16 protein-coding genes are annotated in these 17,380 nt (G+C 46.8%); 11 read left to right on the top strand and 5 right to left on the bottom strand.

All coding sequences use genetic code 11. The annotated features are described in order from the left end of the window. Positions 1 to 23 precede the first annotated feature (23 nt). Positions 24 to 542 carry a GNAT family N-acetyltransferase gene (locus tag KO533_RS07180; protein ID WP_219253454.1) on the top strand — a complete coding sequence of 173 codons (519 nt, stop codon included), beginning with the start codon at positions 24 to 26 and terminating at the stop codon, positions 540 to 542. Positions 543 to 708: 166 nt separating this feature from the next. Then, a complete protein-coding gene (locus tag KO533_RS07175; RefSeq protein ID WP_198572655.1) occupies positions 709 to 1,233 on the top strand; it encodes a GNAT family N-acetyltransferase in 525 nt (174 codons plus the stop codon). A 243-nt stretch (positions 1,234 to 1,476) separates the two neighbouring features. Here KO533_RS07175 and KO533_RS07170 read toward each other — a convergent pair whose 3' ends face one another. Both KO533_RS07170 and KO533_RS07165 read right to left on the bottom strand, forming a co-directional pair. Next, positions 1,477 to 2,187, bottom strand: coding sequence for a pirin family protein (locus tag KO533_RS07170; RefSeq protein ID WP_219253452.1), 711 nt, complete (start codon positions 2,185 to 2,187; stop codon positions 1,477 to 1,479). Positions 2,188 to 2,200: 13 nt separating this feature from the next. Beyond that, on the bottom strand, positions 2,201 to 2,644 hold the full coding sequence (locus KO533_RS07165; protein ID WP_028761260.1) for a DoxX family protein: 444 nt from the start codon (positions 2,642 to 2,644) through the stop codon (positions 2,201 to 2,203). A gap of 183 nt (positions 2,645 to 2,827) precedes the next feature. Between KO533_RS07165 and KO533_RS07160 the strand changes: the two genes are divergently transcribed. Continuing rightward, a complete protein-coding gene (locus tag KO533_RS07160) occupies positions 2,828 to 3,721 on the top strand; it encodes a LysR substrate-binding domain-containing protein (RefSeq protein WP_168824535.1) in 894 nt (297 codons plus the stop codon). Positions 3,722 to 3,805: 84 nt separating this feature from the next. On the opposite strand, the gene KO533_RS07155 is transcribed toward KO533_RS07160, so the two are convergent. Continuing rightward, positions 3,806 to 5,551: a bifunctional metallophosphatase/5'-nucleotidase gene (locus KO533_RS07155; protein WP_173243688.1), complete on the bottom strand. Its 1,746-nt coding sequence runs from the start codon at positions 5,549 to 5,551 to the stop codon at positions 3,806 to 3,808. A gap of 144 nt (positions 5,552 to 5,695) precedes the next feature. Continuing rightward, positions 5,696 to 6,787 (bottom strand): hemolysin family protein, encoded by a 1,092-nt coding sequence (locus tag KO533_RS07150; RefSeq protein WP_028761257.1) that lies wholly within the window; start codon positions 6,785 to 6,787, stop codon positions 5,696 to 5,698. 151 nt (positions 6,788 to 6,938) lie between these two features. Between KO533_RS07150 and KO533_RS07145 the strand changes: the two genes are divergently transcribed. The 8 genes from KO533_RS07145 (at position 6,939) to der (ending at position 15,913) form a co-directional block, all read left to right on the top strand. Next, positions 6,939 to 8,060 (top strand): bifunctional tRNA (adenosine(37)-C2)-methyltransferase TrmG/ribosomal RNA large subunit methyltransferase RlmN, encoded by a 1,122-nt coding sequence (locus KO533_RS07145; RefSeq protein WP_028761256.1) that lies wholly within the window; start codon positions 6,939 to 6,941, stop codon positions 8,058 to 8,060. Between the two features lie 32 nt (positions 8,061 to 8,092). Continuing rightward, the gene (pilW, locus tag KO533_RS07140) at positions 8,093 to 8,881 is read left to right on the top strand and encodes a type IV pilus biogenesis/stability protein PilW (protein ID WP_028761255.1); all 789 of its coding nucleotides are present in this window, start codon (positions 8,093 to 8,095) and stop codon (positions 8,879 to 8,881) included. Then, on the top strand, positions 8,878 to 9,948 hold the full coding sequence (locus KO533_RS07135; RefSeq protein ID WP_219253450.1) for a RodZ domain-containing protein: 1,071 nt from the start codon (positions 8,878 to 8,880) through the stop codon (positions 9,946 to 9,948). Before pilW ends, KO533_RS07135 begins: the two co-directional genes overlap by 4 nt. A 48-nt stretch (positions 9,949 to 9,996) precedes the next feature. Beyond that, on the top strand, positions 9,997 to 11,112 hold the full coding sequence (gene ispG, locus KO533_RS07130; RefSeq protein WP_105251894.1) for a flavodoxin-dependent (E)-4-hydroxy-3-methylbut-2-enyl-diphosphate synthase: 1,116 nt from the start codon (positions 9,997 to 9,999) through the stop codon (positions 11,110 to 11,112). A 144-nt stretch (positions 11,113 to 11,256) separates the two neighbouring features. Next, the gene (hisS, locus tag KO533_RS07125) at positions 11,257 to 12,534 is read left to right on the top strand and encodes a histidine--tRNA ligase (protein WP_028761252.1); all 1,278 of its coding nucleotides are present in this window, start codon (positions 11,257 to 11,259) and stop codon (positions 12,532 to 12,534) included. Between the two features lie 13 nt (positions 12,535 to 12,547). Then, positions 12,548 to 13,168: a tetratricopeptide repeat protein gene (locus KO533_RS07120; RefSeq protein WP_028761251.1), complete on the top strand. Its 621-nt coding sequence runs from the start codon at positions 12,548 to 12,550 to the stop codon at positions 13,166 to 13,168. A gap of 11 nt (positions 13,169 to 13,179) precedes the next feature. Continuing rightward, positions 13,180 to 14,367: an outer membrane protein assembly factor BamB gene (gene bamB / locus KO533_RS07115; protein ID WP_219253449.1), complete on the top strand. Its 1,188-nt coding sequence runs from the start codon at positions 13,180 to 13,182 to the stop codon at positions 14,365 to 14,367. 79 nt (positions 14,368 to 14,446) lie between these two features. Next, on the top strand, positions 14,447 to 15,913 hold the full coding sequence (der, locus tag KO533_RS07110) for a ribosome biogenesis GTPase Der (protein WP_105251897.1): 1,467 nt from the start codon (positions 14,447 to 14,449) through the stop codon (positions 15,911 to 15,913). An 82-nt stretch (positions 15,914 to 15,995) separates the two neighbouring features. Here the strand turns inward: der and xseA are convergent, their stop codons facing one another. Continuing rightward, entirely contained in the window at positions 15,996 to 17,342 is a 1,347-nt protein-coding gene (gene xseA / locus KO533_RS07105; RefSeq protein WP_219253447.1) for an exodeoxyribonuclease VII large subunit, read from the bottom strand. Between the last annotated feature and the right edge of the window lie 38 nt (positions 17,343 to 17,380).

The raw sequence follows: 17,380 nt of genomic DNA, 5'->3' as shown, positions 1-17,380 counted from the left end.
CTCAGCAGGGGATCACTCAAGTTATGGCGTTTGAACAGTTCGAGATCCAGCCTTATCAGTCATGTTATGCACGTGAAGTGAGTGAGTTATTTCACCTTTGCGTGCACAGCATTACCCATGTTCGTTATGCGCAGGCGCAGCTTATGGCTTGGTCTGCGGCGCCAAGATCGGCTAAACATTGGGATTTACGGTTACGTCGCTCGAAGGCGTGGGTGGTTTTAGCCATAGATGAAGCGACTGCTTCTTCAGTTTGTTGCGGTTTTATCAATGTCGAAACCCATTTCCCCCGTCAAGGTTACTTAGATAGCTTATATATACATCCAGATTATCAAGGTAAGGGATTAGGTGAGCGCGCTTATCTTGTTTTAGAAGCTTGGGCTAAGGCACAAGGCTATGTGCGCTTGAGCTTGGACGCATCTTATCTCTCTAAAGGGTTGTTTACTCGGATGGGATTTATTCAAATACAGCGCAGTTATCAGCAAAAACTTGGGCAAGTGATCCCAGGTTTCTATATGGAAAAGAATATAGGAAAGAATATTTAACGTGCGTTTACTATGGTTTCAGCTAGAAAGTGATGTAAGGTATTCCACAGTAAAACATTAGCTTAACGCCGTTTAGTGACACTATTTAACTAAATCAGCACTGTTTAGCTTAAATTAGAATTCGGTTAATCTAAGTCAATTAATGATTCAAGATGGAGGGCTGAGAATGAAGATTCGACTATTTACGCCATCGGATGTCTCGCAGCTGGCGGCAATCTTTGAGGCGAGTGTAATGCAAGGTTCTGGCGAGTTTTACTCGTTTGCCGAGCGCTCTGCTTGGGCTTATATCGAAGGTGAGATCCGCAGTGAGAACTATTGGCTTGAACGCTTACAGGGAACCACTATTTGGGTTGCCGAAACCGATAATATGCTGGTGGGTTTTATCAATCTTAAGATAGGCGCCGACAGCGATGTTGAAGCCGCTGCTGAAGTGGAATGTTTGTTTGTTCATCCAGAATATGCCCGTTCTGGGGTGGCTACCTCTTTGTATTTTGCGTTGTTTGAAGAAGTTAAAATCTTAGCGCTGAAACGATTAACAGTTGAAGCATCCTATCTCGCGCGACCTTTTTTTGAGAAACAGGGATTTCGCAGTATTCGTCGTAATGAACATAAGCGTTTTTTGAATGCGACGGATAAAGCACAGGGCCAAGCTCAAGTGTTGGTTAACTTCAGCATGACGCTCGCCCTCTAACTCAGCTTATCAAGGGCTGTTCTGGTAGCTAAACGAGGCCGTTAGCACGGCTTTATCACATCGCCATAGAAGCGCCAATAAAAAACACTGCCAAAGATGACTTGTGGCAGTGCTTCTCGGTGAGTGCTTATCAAGCTGGCATCTAATCACTTACTCAATTGTTTGCTTGGTAGTTTGCTAATAACTAATAACTAATAACCAATAACCAATAACTAGTGAAGCTGAATTATTTAATCGCTTGTATTACGCATTAGGCGATAAATCGAACACTAATGCGGTAACTGGGCCGCCTGTTGCAGTAAAGTCGACACTTGCGAGTTGTGTCAGATGTGCGCCGTCCCCAGCCATGAGTGTTGTGCCATTGATATCCAACGTACCTTCAATCAATTGAACAAACAGATGACGATTTGCTTGAGCGGCGTTTCTGTCCATCGTCATTTTTTCGCCTTCACTCAACACTAAACGATATAGGGTCGCATCTTGTTGCACTTTGAGCGTGCCATTTTCACCGTTTGGTGTCACTACAGCCGTCAGTGGCGAGCTTTGCTCAAATGCTTTTTGCTGATAGCCCGCATCTATGCCTAAAGTATCTGGGCGGATCCAAATCTGTAAAAAGTGCAGCGGCTCGGTTTTAGAGGCATTAAACTCGCTGTGGTAAATGCCTTTACCTGCGGACATCAATTGAAACTCTCCTGCGGGTAAGGTTTTGATATTGCCGAAGCTATCCTTGTGAGCGATAGTGCCGGATATCACGTAACTGATGATCTCCATGTCTTTATGACCATGGGTATCAAAACCTGCGCCGGGTGCCACTCTGTCATCGTTGATGACTCTTAGGGATGATATCCCCATGTGCTCTGGGTCATAGTAGCTAGAGAAAGAGAAGGTATGTTGACTCTTTAGCCAGCCTAAATCTGCTTGACCGCGATCTTGTGCTTTTCTTAATGTGATCATCTTGCTTTCCCCTTTATTTGATGCGGTTAGCGAATAGGTTATCTACAGCGAATTTGCCAGCACCTGATACCGTCAATGAGACTGTGGCTGCTAATAGGGCGAGACCAAATTCGTAACCGTTATTGGCAAGGAACAGACCGTTGCCTATATGTACCGAGAAAATCGCCACAACCATAGTGAATGACAAGACGAGGGCCGTTGGGCGAGTCAGCAGGCCAAGCAATAGGAACAGGCCGCCGAAGAATTCACTTGAACCTGCCATCAATGCCATTAAGTAACCTGGCGTCAAACCAATGGATGCCATCCATTGTCCAGTGCCTTCTAAGCCGTAACCGCCAAACCAGCCAAACAGTTTTTGTGAACCATGGGCGATTAAGATGATCCCGATAGGAATGCGCAGTGCCAGTGGGGCAAAACTCGGGGCTGATTTCAGTGTTTTTGTGATCAGTGCTTTCATGGGATATTCCTCATTTCAAATTATTTAACGAATAGTTAAGGGTATTGTTCATTCAGTCTTAAGTCAGTTTGGCTGCAGTTCCGAAGAACTTCGCCATTGCTAAGCAGTGTAGACTTGACCTTTGGCAAAGAAAATCGGAACATTTTCAATGTCCATTTCAAATAATTTGAATATAAGGTTTATATGTTGCCATCTATTAGTCTCGATGGATTAATCGTGCTCGATGCCATTGATAAAAAAGGCAGTTTTTCCGCTGCTGCCGAGTCTTTGTTTCGGGTGCCGTCGGCACTGACCTACACAGTGCAGAAACTGGAAAGCGATTTAGGCACAAAATTATTTGAACGTAAGGGCCAGCGCGCCGAGCTGACCTTAGTCGGTCAACTTGTGCTGCGCCAAGGCCGAGAAATCCTTGCGGCAACATCAAGGCTCGAAGAGGCGGTGCGTCAACTCGAGACAGGCTGGGAGTCTTCATTGACCTTAGCCATAGATACAGTGGTGCCGGATTTACCCCTGCTGCAGTTGATTGGTGAGTTTACTGAGTTGGGTAAGCAAGTGACTGTGAATATCAGCGAAGAGTCCTTAGGTGGCGGCTGGGATGCGCTCTATTCTGGTCGTGCCGATATCGCTATCGGCGTAACAGGGGAGTTGCCCAAAGGCCAATATCATGTGGTTGAAATTGGGGAGTTGGAGTTTGTATTTGCTTTAAATCCCGCGCACCCATTGGCGCAACATGCAGGTCCAATTCCGACCGAGGCATTGCTGCAATTTCCTTCTATTGTGGTAGCAGATAGTTCGACTGCCCTAGCACAGCGATCAAGTGGTTTATTTGATAGTCGCCAAGTGATCCGTGTGCCGAATATGCAGACCAAAATTAAGGCGCAGCAATTGGGATTAGGTGTGGGTTACATTCCAAAGCACTTGATCTTAGATGCGTTGGCGGCGGGAAGCCTAGTGGCTTGTCATGTGGAAATGCCGCGCCCAACGCAAGCTGTGTTTATGGCATGGCGTAAATATGCTGAAGGCAAGGCGCAGGATTGGTTTACTGCGCGTTTACCGCAATGTGATTGGCAATTTTAAGCTCAGGTTTGTTTAGTGCTTTGTAAGTTGCCACTCACTTTGCTCCTCACAGCATTAATGTTTACGCCATGAGGAGCATAGCGCCTAACCTATACGTTGGCTGTGGCTGGTGTAATGCACATGCTGTGACAATAAATCAGACAGATTCGGTGAGCGATTCAAGAATCGAATAAAGGCCTGTGGCAAAGTCAGTGACTCCATCGACTCCTGCCAGCGGGCTTGCAGCAATGGAGAATAACCTTCTTTACCTGCGGCGGTATAAGATGTTGAAACTCCTACGTAAAGTGACTCAGGTTCAACGGGATACCATAGTGATTGGCTGTCTTGCTGCATCATCTCTAGTCTGAATAAACGCTCACCCAGTGGGCGTCGCCCATCGTAGTAATACCGTAGGCCGTAAGTGTAGGGGAAGCTGCCTGCACCTGTGCCACGGACACTGTTGTTGGTTGCCGCGTTAATCGCCGATTCGAGCGCTTGATAGAGAAACTGACCTTGAATTTCATACTTAACTAATGGTAATTCGAAGGGGAGTAATTGCCCCATCACATCGGCTAGTGTCAATTGTCCTTGGGCCACCGATTGGCGCACACCGCCAGCATTATGCAGAGCAAAGTTCACTCTTGGGTCGACCAGTTTGGCTTCTTGGAACATGCTGCGACTCACCCAAGGTGCTATTTCACTGCCGTGGGGCAGGGCTTTAGAGGGTAAGCGGGTATGGACTAAGTTCTTCGGCACCAGTGCTAACACTTTGTTTTCCATCTCTGCGATAGCGGGTTTGTAGATATCTCGGATCACGCCATCGATATCGGCATCGGCATCATCCCAAAAGATATTCGGATGCTGATTAAGCTGCTGGCGCACAGCTTGGTAATCTTGGTTATCGACTGCCGTGTTAGCACTTAAGATAAAGTGTTGATCTAGCATGAAGTAGTTGCCGCCTGTTAAGCTCAGCATTTTACCTTCAGCGTCAAATACTACCTCGGCCAAGCCGACGACTTCGGCATACTTACCCGCATGCACTATGGGCGTGTTATTGATGACTTCACCGTAGGGCAGGTTGCTCAAACCTAAGGCGCGAAAATCCCCCTGTAGCGTATGCGTGTGACCGCCGACGATAAGGCTAATACCATCGACTTCGGCCGCGAGGCGTTTATCCTGATCTAAGCCTAAGTGACTGAGCACGATAATATGCTTAATACCTTGATTTTTAAGGTGCTCAACCGTGCGCGCGGTAGTGGCGATAGCATCGACAAAATGGGTGTCGGGATCGGGACGAGCGATCTCTTTCATCTGATCTAAGGTAATACCGACAATGGCTAAGGTCTTATCGTGGAAGGGCTTAAGCAGGTATTTCGCGCGTTGTTGCTCATGATCATAATCCAAGATATTAGGCAAACCTCGCAGACAACTGGGTTTGTTGAGATCTTCTTGGCTTAAATCCATATTGCCCGCAAGCAATGGGAAATCAATTTGCTTGGCAAACTCGGCAAGTCTGGCGTTCCCTTCATCGATATCGTGGTTGCCAATGACCATAGCATCAGGAGCTAACAGATTGAGTAAGTGGGCGTTGGCCTTACCTTTAAAATGGCTGAAATATAGCGTGCCCTGGAAGCTGTCACCACCATGCAGGAAAATAAAAGGCGTATTGGTTTGTGCAGCGGTGTGACGCGCTTTTGTGATGTGATGGCCGATGCGGGCATAACCACCGCTATGGCTGGTCACATCTAGCTTATGTTGGCCTATGTTAAGGCTAAATTGGACGCGGCAGGGTTCAAAATTCGAATGGGTGTCATTAATGTGCGCGAGTGAGAGTGTGTAGCTCTGTGTCATAACTTACCTCTATTACGGCGGGTGAGTATATACCCAAGCAACCTGAAAATGCGAGTTTCAGAGGGTTCTGAGTTATCCGCATTCTAAAAGAATAAAGGGAGCTAGGCTCCCTTTATATTAACAAGCACTAAACTTGGTTAGCCTTCAGCCAGATTTGGCTTCGTCATCATCGGATGCGGCTTCAAAATCACCGTCATCGGATAGGCGAATGCCTTTTTGCTTCATGCGCTTAGTCCAAAGTTTACGTGCCAATTGCTGCATATCGGTCGCTGGGTCGTTTAGATCGACAATCTCTAATCCTAACATAGATTCGATAATATCTTCTTGAGTTACGATACCTTGGCTACTGCCGTACTCGTCGACCACCATCGCAATTTGGGTGTTACGTTTAATCATACGCTCAAAAAGTGGCAGAATTTTTGCGGTTTCAGGCACCACAAATAAACTCCGTTTAAGTTCACCAATCGGTGCTTCTGGCGTGTAACGCTCTGCTAGCAATACATCGGTGCGGGTAATGTAACCAATCACATCATCATGATCTTGGTCGTAAACTGGAATTCGAGTAAAAGGCTTGTCGCGGTATTGGCGCACAAACTCATTTTGGGTGAGATCTATGGGCAAAGAAAACATCACAGTACGTGGAGTCATGATAGCCGTGACTGGCATATCTCGCACCTTCAGCATTTGTGTCAAAATTTTTGACTCTTGCTCATCAAGCTCACCGGATTCATGGCCAATTTTGGCCATAGCACTCATTTCTTGGCGTATGTAGTGGCCTTCATCACCTTTGCCCATTAGGCGAGTGACTTGCTGTGACATCCAGATCAGCGGTTTAGTGGTACGCTTCATCCACAGCACGGCAACAGAAACACTTGGTGCGAGGCGACGCCAATGGTTTGCACCCAATGATTTAGGAATGATTTCTGAGAAAAACAGGATAATAAATGTTAATACGCCCGAGAAAACACCTAACATATCGTCACCAAATACTTTAGCCGCTTGCGCACCTGCAACGGCGGCACCGACGGTATGAGCGATAGTATTTAGGGTAAGGATTGACACCAAAGGGGCTTCGACATTCTCTTTCAATCTACGCAAGCGCGCGGCTGCGGCACTGTCAGTTTGTTCGAGTGATGCGATATAACTTGGGGTAACCGATAACAGAACAGCTTCGAACACACTGCACAGAAAAGAAACAGCAACAGCGACAAGCACTATAATGATGAGGGTTAACATATAGGTGGAATTACAACTCCGTATTTTAGGCCAATATTAGCCCTTGGAGATTCTATCATAGGTGAATTGAGTTACTGGCTAAAATTTATTTGCGTCTGTATAATTCGCCGCCCTGTTGCAGGATCCGGTTTTTGGTGTTGAGGTTAGCTATATGAGTGAAAAGAAGATCAATTTATTAGACCTTGATCGTAAGGCGATGCGCGCATTATTTGCGGAAATGGGTGAAAAACCCTTTCGTGCCGATCAGCTCATGAAATGGCTATATCATTTCGGTGTCAGTGACTTCGAAGAGATGACCAACATCAACAAAGTGTTACGTCAAAAGTTGGCGGCCCGCTGCGAGATCGTTGCACCAGAAATTTCGAGTTTCCAAAAATCGACCGATGGTACGATAAAATTTGCAATTAATGTTGGCCAAGGCCAAGAAGTGGAAACGGTTTATATTCCTGAGGATGATCGTGCGACCTTGTGTGTATCTTCACAGGTTGGCTGTGCGCTGGAATGTACTTTCTGCTCGACGGGTCAGCAAGGTTTTAACCGTAACTTAACGGTTTCTGAAATCGTCGGCCAAATCTGGCGCGTGTCGCACTTTTTAGGATTTGCAAAAGACACGGGCGAGCGTCCGATCACTAACGTCGTGATGATGGGCATGGGTGAGCCATTACTCAATTTAGCCAATGTGATCCCTGCGATGGACATCATGCTCGATGATTTTGGTTTTAGTTTATCAAAGCGCCGCGTGACCTTATCAACATCAGGCGTAGTGCCAGCGTTAGACAAACTGGGCGATGCCATCGATGTGGCACTTGCTGTCAGTATTCATGCACCGAATGATGAGTTGCGTGACATTCTGGTCCCGATCAATAAAAAGTATCCGCTGGATGAGTTTTTAGCGGGTATTCGTCGCTATATTGCTAAATCAAATGCTAACCGCGGCCGCGTGACGGTTGAATATGTGATGCTAGATCATATCAACGACAGCACAGACCAAGCCCATGAGTTAGCTAAGTTAATGAAAGATACACCCTGTAAGGTGAATCTGATCCCATTTAATCCGTATCCAGGCTCGCCTTATGGCCGCTCATCTAATTCACGTATCGACCGTTTTTCTAAGGTTCTTATGGAATACGGTTTTACTGTCATCGTACGTAAAACCCGTGGAGATGACATCGATGCCGCTTGTGGTCAGTTAGCTGGCGATATTCGCGACAGAACGAAACGTTTAGCGAAAAAACGCATGCAAGAAAACCAGATTTCAGTCACAATGAATTAACTCTTTGTTTGCACAGATTTATAGGCTTGCCCATGAAGCATGGATTGCCAAGGTTTTCGTTGATTTTAAGCCTGTCGTTATTGATGACAGGATGCGTCACTGAGCGTACTTATACTGGGACAGATATTCCTGTTTCGGAACGAAAGTTAGACAAAGTCGCCGCCGCAAGAGAGCGGATGCAGCTCGGTTTAACCTATTTAAATCGAGGTAGCACGGAACAAGCCAAATACAATCTTGATAAAGCATTAGAATATGCTCCAGAGCTCGAAGATGTGCATACCGCTCTGGCTTATTACTATCAAACCGTGGGCGATTTAGTGCGTACCGAAGAGTCGTACATGAATGCCATTAGTACTAAGGACGCCTCTGGCGATTCCATGAATAATTTCGGGGTGTTTTTGTGCCAACAAAAGCAATACAACAAAGCTGAAAAAATGTTTTTGGCCGCAATTGAAATGCCCAAATATACGCGCACTGCCTCAAGCTATGAGAACTTAGGTCTTTGTAGTCGCGAAGCAGGACAAGCAGAAAAGGCACGACAGTATTTTCAGATGGCGTTAAAGTATGACCCGAGACGCTCGGTGTCATTACTGGAGTTGGCAGAGTTAGAAGTCGATCAAGGTGATTTTATTCAGGCGCGAAACCAATTAGCGCGCTATCACCAAGTGGCTGAGCAAACTCCAGAAAGTTTAGCGCTCGGGATCAAAATAGAGCAGGCAGTGAATGATGATGCCGCTGTGAAGAGATTTGGTATTTTATTGCTTGCCAAATTCCCAGCATCACCTCAGGCCAAGCAATACAGAGTTAATTTGCATCAATGAAAGATCATGAAACCAATGCGCCAGTTGAGTCGGTAGCACCGCAATCAGTCGCGCTAGATGTCACGCTTGGTACTTTATTAAAAGCCGCCCGCGAAAAAATGGGCCTTAGTATTCAAGATGCCGCTGTAAAGCTGCATCTACGTCCTCGTATTATTGAAGATATTGAAGCTGACAATTTTACCAATATTGCCTCATCGACTTATGTACGTGGCTATGTGAAAAACTACGCGCGTATGGTCAGTGCCGATGCGGCTTTGATTGAAGCTTGTCTTGTGCAGCAAGTGCCAGTTGTGACTGAGCCTGCAATGCAAAGTTTTTCACGCAAAACCACATATCAAGCTCGCGATACACGTTTAACTTGGCTGAGTATTTTTATCGTCATAGTGTTACTCGGTTCGTTAGTCGTCTGGTGGATGCAAAAAACCACCTTGCTAAGCACTATTGATGTGTCGCAACCCACGGCTGAAGAGGTCGCAGCGGCGAATCAGACGCTGCCAGGTGATGTGTTATTGACCGAAACGGATGCCAGTCCTCGTTTGACTGAGATTGCCGCAAACGGCTCAATGTCTATCGATGGTCCAATTAAAGATACGGATGCAAGCACTATTGATGTCAGCACAGGACCAACGGACAATAATTATCCTCAGACCGTTGATACGAGTAATGAAGATGGCGGTTCAGCAATCGCAGCCACTACGACAATGCCATCGGTTCCGCAAACGACAGCTCCTGTAGTCCAACAGCCTGTTAGTGCAACGCCTTCACCGACCACAACATCACCGACCACTGCCACTACAGCAAGTACTTTGGTTGCTGTTGCAGGACAATCGATTATAGATGTCCAGTTGACGGGTGATTGCTGGATAAACATTGTTGATGCTAAAGGTAAAGCGTTAGTCGATGGTGTTAAAGGCGCTGGCGCAACAGTGCAAGTGAGCGGTGTGCCACCGTTTAAAGTCATTTTAGGTGCACCCCATGTAGCGACCTTAAGCTTAGATGGTCAAATTGTTAGCCTAGCGGATTTCCCCAAGGGACGAGTCGCGCGTTTAACCTTGCCTAAAGCCTAACGACCGCGTAATGATCTGCAGCACGTACCGAAATAGAGCGTATTAAGCATGTATAATGAAACTCCCATAAAAAGACGTCCTTCCACCCGCATTTATGTGGGTAATGTACCGATTGGTGATGGGGCGCCGATTGCTGTTCAGTCAATGACCAATACTAAGACTACAGATGTTGAAGCGACAATCGCTCAAATTCGTGCCTTAGAGAAAGTCGGTGCCGATATAGTGCGTATCTCTGTACCCACTATGGATGCGGCTGAAGCCTTTAAACTCATTAAGCAAGCGGTCAATGTTCCTTTAGTGGCCGACATTCATTTTGATTATCGCATTGCTTTAAAAGTTGCCGAGTACGGTGTCGATTGCCTTCGAATCAATCCGGGTAATATAGGCAATGAAGAGCGTATTCGTAGCGTGGTGGAATGTGCCCGTGACCATAATATTCCTATCCGTATTGGTGTGAATGGTGGTTCATTAGAAAAAGATCTAATGGACAAGTATAAAGAACCCACACCTGAAGCCTTGCTTGAATCAGCTATGCGCCATGTGGATATTCTGGACAGATTGAACTTTGACCAGTTTAAGGTCAGCGTTAAAGCCTCCGATGTATTTTTAGCGGTCGAATCTTACCGTTTATTAGCAAAACAAATTCGTCAACCCCTGCATTTAGGCATTACAGAAGCCGGTGGCGCGCGCGCGGGTTCAGTGAAATCGGCCGTAGGCTTAGGTATGTTATTGGCCGAAGGCATAGGCGATACCCTACGAATTTCCTTGGCCGCTGATCCGGTCGAAGAAATCAAAGTCGGTTTTGACATTTTAAAGTCGCTGCGTATTCGTAGCCGTGGCATCAACTTCATTGCCTGTCCATCTTGTTCTCGTCAAGAGTTCGATGTGATCAGTACAGTCAATGAGTTAGAGCGTCGCCTCGAAGACGTGACTACCGCCATGGATGTGTCTATTATCGGCTGCGTAGTTAACGGCCCAGGTGAAGCCTTAGTGTCGCACATCGGTTTAACCGGTGGGCACAATAAGAGCGGTTACTATGATGAGGGTGAACGTCAAAAAGAACGTTTTGACAACGACAACATTGTCGATTCCCTTGAAGCGAAAATTCGCGCAAAAGCCAGTCAAATGGCGAACCGTATTCAAATCAAAGACACAACTGAGTAATATGTACCCGCATTTGGGCATAGATTACGCCTAATGATGTTGAGCTAGGCCCCGAAACCGACGGGGTCGTTTTACGTTTTACGCTCAAAAGCCTATAATGCGTGACATTTTTATTAATTTAGCGAAATCGGACGAGTCGATACAGTGGCAAAACAGATCCAAGCGATTCGCGGAATGAATGACATTCTGCCAACTCAAAGTCCTCTATGGCAAAAAGTGGAAGCGGTACTACGTTCGAGCGTCAGTGCTTACGGTTACAGCGAAATCCGCACTCCAATAGTGGAAAATACCGATCTTTTTAAACGCTCTATCGGTGAAGTGACTGATATTGTTGAAAAAGAAATGTATACCTTTGCAGATAATAACGGTGACAGCTTAACGCTGCGCCCAGAAGGTACCGCGTCGACAGTGCGTGCAGGTAACGAAAACGGTCTGCTATATAACCAAGAGCAACGTCTTTGGTATATGGGTCCTATGTTCCGCCACGAACGTCCACAAAAAGGCCGTTATCGTCAGTTTAACCAATTTGGCGTTGAAGTGTATGGCATTGGCTCGGCTGATATTGATGCTGAAGTCCTAATGCTATCGGCACGTCTGTGGGAAAAACTCGGGATTAGCGAGCACGTCTCATTAGAGCTAAATACCTTAGGTGATCCTGCTGAGCGCGCTGTTTATCGTGATGCCTTGATTGCGTTTTTAGAGCTGCATAAAGATGCGCTCGATGAAGACAGTAAGCGTCGCATGTACAGCAATCCGCTGCGAGTATTGGATTCAAAAGATCAAAATGTCCAAGCCATATTGGTTGATGCACCTGAGTTAATGGATTTTCTCGGTGAAGAATCGAAGACACATTTTTCACAATTGCGTGAACTACTTGATGCTGTGGGTATCAAATACACCATTAATCCGCGTCTAGTACGTGGTTTAGATTACTATAATCGCACTGTATTTGAATGGGTTACATCTAGTTTAGGCTCACAAGGTACTGTACTTGCGGGTGGTCGCTACGATGGTTTAGTCGCCCAGTTAGGTGGTAAAGATACTCCAGCGGTCGGTTTTGCTATGGGCTTAGAGCGCATTGTCTTGCTGCTTGAAACCTTAGAGCTGACCAAAGATATTCCGCCAGAAGTGGATGTGTATGTCACGGCCATGGGTGATAGCTGTCTGGTTGAAGCCATCAAGGTCGCGCAGGAATTACGTAACGCACTGCCAAACCTTAAAGTGATGAGTCACTGTGGCGGCGGTAACGTGAAGAAACAAATGAAGCGTGCCGACAAAAGCGGTGCGAGTGTGGCACTACTGATAGGTGAAGATGAACTTGCCGAAGGTATGGTTACGGTTAAACATTTACGCAATGACATCGAACAACAACGGGTAGCTCGAAGTGCCTTAGGCGCATTTTTGGCTGAACTGATCAAATAAAGGGGACGTGCGCGTGGAAATTTATAGCACAGAAGAACAACAAGTTGATGCTATCAAGCAGTTCTGGAAAGATTACGGAAATTCAATTTTAATCGGTGCCGTAGTGGGTTTAGGCGGCTTATATGCGTGGAATTATTATTCTGACGTTAAAGTGGCGCAAGCGGAAGAAGCTTCAAAAGCGTTCCAAAATTTGACCACTAAATCTGCCGATGAAGCCGCTATGCTTGCGGGTGTCGCCGAGTTTTCTAAAAATCACGATCAAAAGGGCTATCAAGCCTTGTTAGAACTGATCGTGGCCAAAACTGCGGTAGAAGCGAAGGATTATCCAAAAGCGATTGATGCTTTGAACAAGGTGATTACGGCTAAACCCGGTGCTGGTTTAGATGTGATTGCGACTTTGCGTTTAGCACGTGTACAAGCAGAGCAAGGTCAAATTGATGCAGCTCTAGCGACCTTAGATCAAGTAACAGATAAAGCTTTCTTCGCTCAGCGCGATGAGTTGAAAGGTGATTTCTTAGTACGTCAAGGTGATGTTGAGAAGGCAAAAACAGCTTATCAAGCTGCCATGGACAATGGTGGTGTGGTGACAAGCCCTGCGCTTAAAATCAAACTTGATAGCCTAAATCAGGCATAAGGGATCCCTTGATGAAGTCTTGGTGCAAAAACCTGCTAGCCGCTGGATTAAGTCTGGCCATGTTATCCGCCTGTTCGTCGAGCGATGTCGAAGAAGAACCGGTAAGTGAGTTAACTGCTATTCAGGCGACAGTGTTTCCTGAAGTGAGTTGGAGCACCTCTGTCGGCGATGGTGTTGGAGATTATTATTCTCGCCTCGCCCCCGCCGTTAGTTATGGAAAAATTTTTGCAGCTGACCGTTATGGTGAAGTGGTTGCCTTCGATGAGGCCACTGGCGAGCGCGTTTGGACTAAAGATTTCAGCGAAGAGTTTCGTGATAACGCTTTAGCGAAAAATAAAGGTGCGCGTATTGCTGCTGGTGTGACTGCTGCGCGTAATAAAGTCTTTTTAGGCGGTGAAAGTGGGCTGCTTGCTGCATTGAACGCTGAAGATGGCCAAGTGTTATGGCATGTCGTTGCGGGCGGTGAATTACTGTCTGCTCCCACTGTGGCCGATGACGTCGTGGTGGTCAGTACCAGCTCTGGTTCACTCGAAGCGTTTAACGTCGATACTGGCGCTAAACTGTGGGTGTATGAAATGCAATTGCCGAATCTGACCCTGCGCGGTACAGGTTCTGCAGCTTACGAAGCGGGTGGTTTCTTCATCGGTACCGCCGATGGCAAAGTGGCTGTTGTGATTAAAAATAATGGTCAAGCTGCGTGGGAACAGGCTATTTACAATCCAACGGGCGGTAACGAGTTTACGCGTATGGCCGACGTGGATATGACCCCCTTGATCCTTGGCGACAATTTATATGCGGTGAGCTACAACGGTAACTTAGTGTCGATGGAACTGCGCACGGGTCGAGTTGTGTGGACACGTAAGTATTCTAGCTTTAACGAGTTAGCATCAGCGGGCCTAAGCTTGTACTTAGTTGACGATCACAGCCGTATCTACTCAGTTGATAAACGTAACGGTTTGGAACTGTGGAGTAATTCTGAGTTAGCTAACCGCACTCTGACATCTCCTGCTGTGTATAAAGACTATTTAGTTGTGGGTGATTTCGAAGGTTATTTACACTTCATCGATCGCAGTACAGGGACGATTGTGGGTCGTGTCCAAGTGGACAGCTCAGGATTATACAGCCAGCCGTTAGTGGTGGATGATAAAATCTATGTTCAAGGTCGCAGCGGAAAGTTGGCTGTTGTAACACTTCCATAGTTAAAAGTGTTATCCTTGCTGAGCCCCTGGAAGTGTGTTCCGGGGGCTTTTTATTGAAAAGTTTTTTAGAGGCAAAATCATGATCCCTGTAGTGGCCCTTGTTGGTCGGCCGAACGTCGGTAAATCCACCCTATTTAATCGTCTTACGCGCACGCGTGATGCGCTGGTTGCTGACTTTCCTGGCCTAACACGTGACCGTAAATATGGTCGAGCATTCTTATCCGGCTATGAGTTCATTGTGGTCGATACCGGCGGTATCGATGGCACTGAAGAAGGGATCGAGACGAAAATGGCTGAGCAATCCCTTGCTGCCATTGAAGAAGCCGATGTCGTTCTATTTATGACCGATGCGCGCGCGGGTTTAACCGCTGCGGATCTGTCGATTGCCCAGCACTTACGTAGCCGTCAAAAAACCACCTTTGTGGTTGCTAACAAAGTTGACGGTATTGATGCCGATTCAGCTTGTGCCGAGTTTTGGTCTTTAGGTCTAGGTGAAGTTTACCAAATGGCGGCGTCCCAAGGACGTGGCGTGACCAATATGATCGAATACGCGCTGACCCCTTATGCCGAAGCGATGGGCATTGTGCGTCAAGGTGAAGACGAAGTTACTGAAGAGCGTGAATATACCGAAGAAGAAGCGGAAGCTGAGCAAAAGCGTCTGCAAGATTTGCCTATCAAGCTGGCGATCATAGGTAAACCTAACGTCGGTAAGTCAACCCTGACTAACCGTATTCTAGGTGAAGAACGTGTTGTGGTATTTGATGAACCCGGTACGACCCGTGACAGTATTTATATTCCAATGGAACGTGAAGGTCGCGAGTACGTGATTATCGATACCGCGGGTGTTCGTCGCCGTAGTAAAGTACATCAAGTCATTGAGAAATTCTCAGTGATCAAGACCTTGAAAGCGGTTGAAGATGCTAACGTGGTTTTGCTTATCATCGATGCCCGTGAAGGTATTGCCGAGCAAGATTTAGGTCTGTTAGGTTTCGCACTCAATGCGGGTCGCGCTTTGGTTATTGCCGTCAACAAGTGGGATGGTATCGACCAAGGCATTAAAGATCGCGTGAAGAGCGAGCTTGACCGTCGTCTTGGTTTTATCGACTTTGCCCGTATTCACTTTATTTCGGCGCTGCACGGTACTGGTGTTGGCCATTTATTTGAATCGATTGAAGAAGCTTACGACAGTGCTACACGCCGCGTCAGCACTTCTATGCTGACCCGTATTATGCAAATGTCGCAGGACGATCACCAGCCGCCATTAGTGAATGGCCGTCGTGTGAAGCTTAAATACGCTCACGCCGGTGGTTACAATCCGCCAATCGTGGTCATTCACGGTAACCAAGTGAGTAGACTGCCTGACTCGTACAAACGCTACATGATGAACTACTTCCGTCGTTCGTTGAAAGTGGTGGGTACGCCAATCCAGCTACGTTTCCAAGAGGGTGATAACCCATTTGAAAACAAGACTGAGAAGTTAACTATGAGCCAAGAGCGCCGTCGCAAACGCGCACAAAGCCATATCAAAGACAGAAAAACCAAATAGTGTTTTTTACCAGACACATTTGAAACAAAAGGAACCTTAGGGTTCCTTTTGTGTTTTAAGACTATTTCAGCGTCATGTAGATTTATTCGAGCGGCTTTATCTGAGTGACGGTTGAAATCACTTGTCCATGGCGCAAGCGGGTCTGCAAACTATCACCGATGGCCAGTTTATCAGCAGAGTCGACCACTTGATGGTGGATGTCAGTGGTAATGCTGTAACCACGGCTTAACGTGGCAAGCGGACTGACGGTTTCGAGTTGATGGGCCGCGTATTTTATCCGCTGTTCACTTTGGCTGAGTTTGTCCTGCAATGCATCCTGTAAGCGGCTCGCAAGATAGCTTAAGCGGTTACCCTCAATGGCGAGTTTATGCTTGGGAGATTGCTGTTCAAGGCGGCTTGCGAGCAACTGCTGACGGCGGCTGAGCAGATGCAAGCGATTCGACAGCGCGGACTCTAGTCGTAATTGCATCTCATCGAATCTTTGTTCGAACTGCTGCAAAGTCCGTTTAGGGTCTTGGCGTTGCAGTCTGTGCTCTAGCAAACTAAGTCGTCTTTCTTGTTTAAGCTGATAATGTTTCGCGCTTTGTTGCAGGCGCGATAAGGCTGTGGCGAGTTTTTGCGCCTTATTATCACTGTCTTGTGATAATAGCTCCGCGCCCGCAGAGGGTGTTGGGGCGCGGATATCAGCAACATAATCACTGATAGTCGTATCAACCTCGTGGCCGACGGCGCTGACAATGGGCAGGGCGCTGTTATAAATCGTGTGGGCGAGGGCTTCGCTGTTAAAACACCACAAATCCTCAAGCGAACCGCCGCCGCGGGTGAGCAGTAATACATCGACTTCTAAACGTTGGTTGGCGATATTGATTGCCTGACAAATACTCTGCGCCGCGGTTTCGCCCTGAACTTGGGTCGGATAGATAATGACTTCAATCGAAGGATCGCGCCTTGCCAATACATGTAAAACATCACGGATCGCCGCACCCGTAGGTGACGTAATAACGCCAATGCGTTGAATATTTTTGGGTAGCAATCTTTTGGTGTCGGCGGCGAATAATCCTTCGGCGGCGAGCTTCATCTTGAGTGCATCGAACTGCTGGGCGAGTAATCCATCCCCAGCGGGCAGCATGGACTCAATTAATAATTGATAGTCGCCTCTGGGTTCATAAACGCTGATCGCGCCTTTGACCAGCACTTGCTGACCATTGATGGGCTTAAAGCTGACCGTCTGGTTACGGCCCTTAAACATGGCGCAACGGATCTGTGAAGAGTGGTCTTTTAAGGTGAGATACCAATGACCTGAGCTGGGGGAGGAAAAGTTGGATATTTCGCCATTAAGCCAAATTTTACCCAGTTGTCCTTCGAGAATTTGTCTGACTTCACCATTGAGCCGCGAGACAGTATAAATGTTGTTTTTGGTGCCTTGCATCGAATAACTCAATAAAATGGGGATATTTACTATTTTCC

Origin of the sequence: Shewanella sp. NKUCC05_KAH (assembly GCF_019345585.1) — a bacterium.
In the GTDB taxonomy this organism is placed as follows: domain Bacteria; phylum Pseudomonadota; class Gammaproteobacteria; order Enterobacterales; family Shewanellaceae; genus Shewanella; species Shewanella oncorhynchi.
This window is presented reverse-complemented; position numbering and strand designations above follow the sequence as displayed.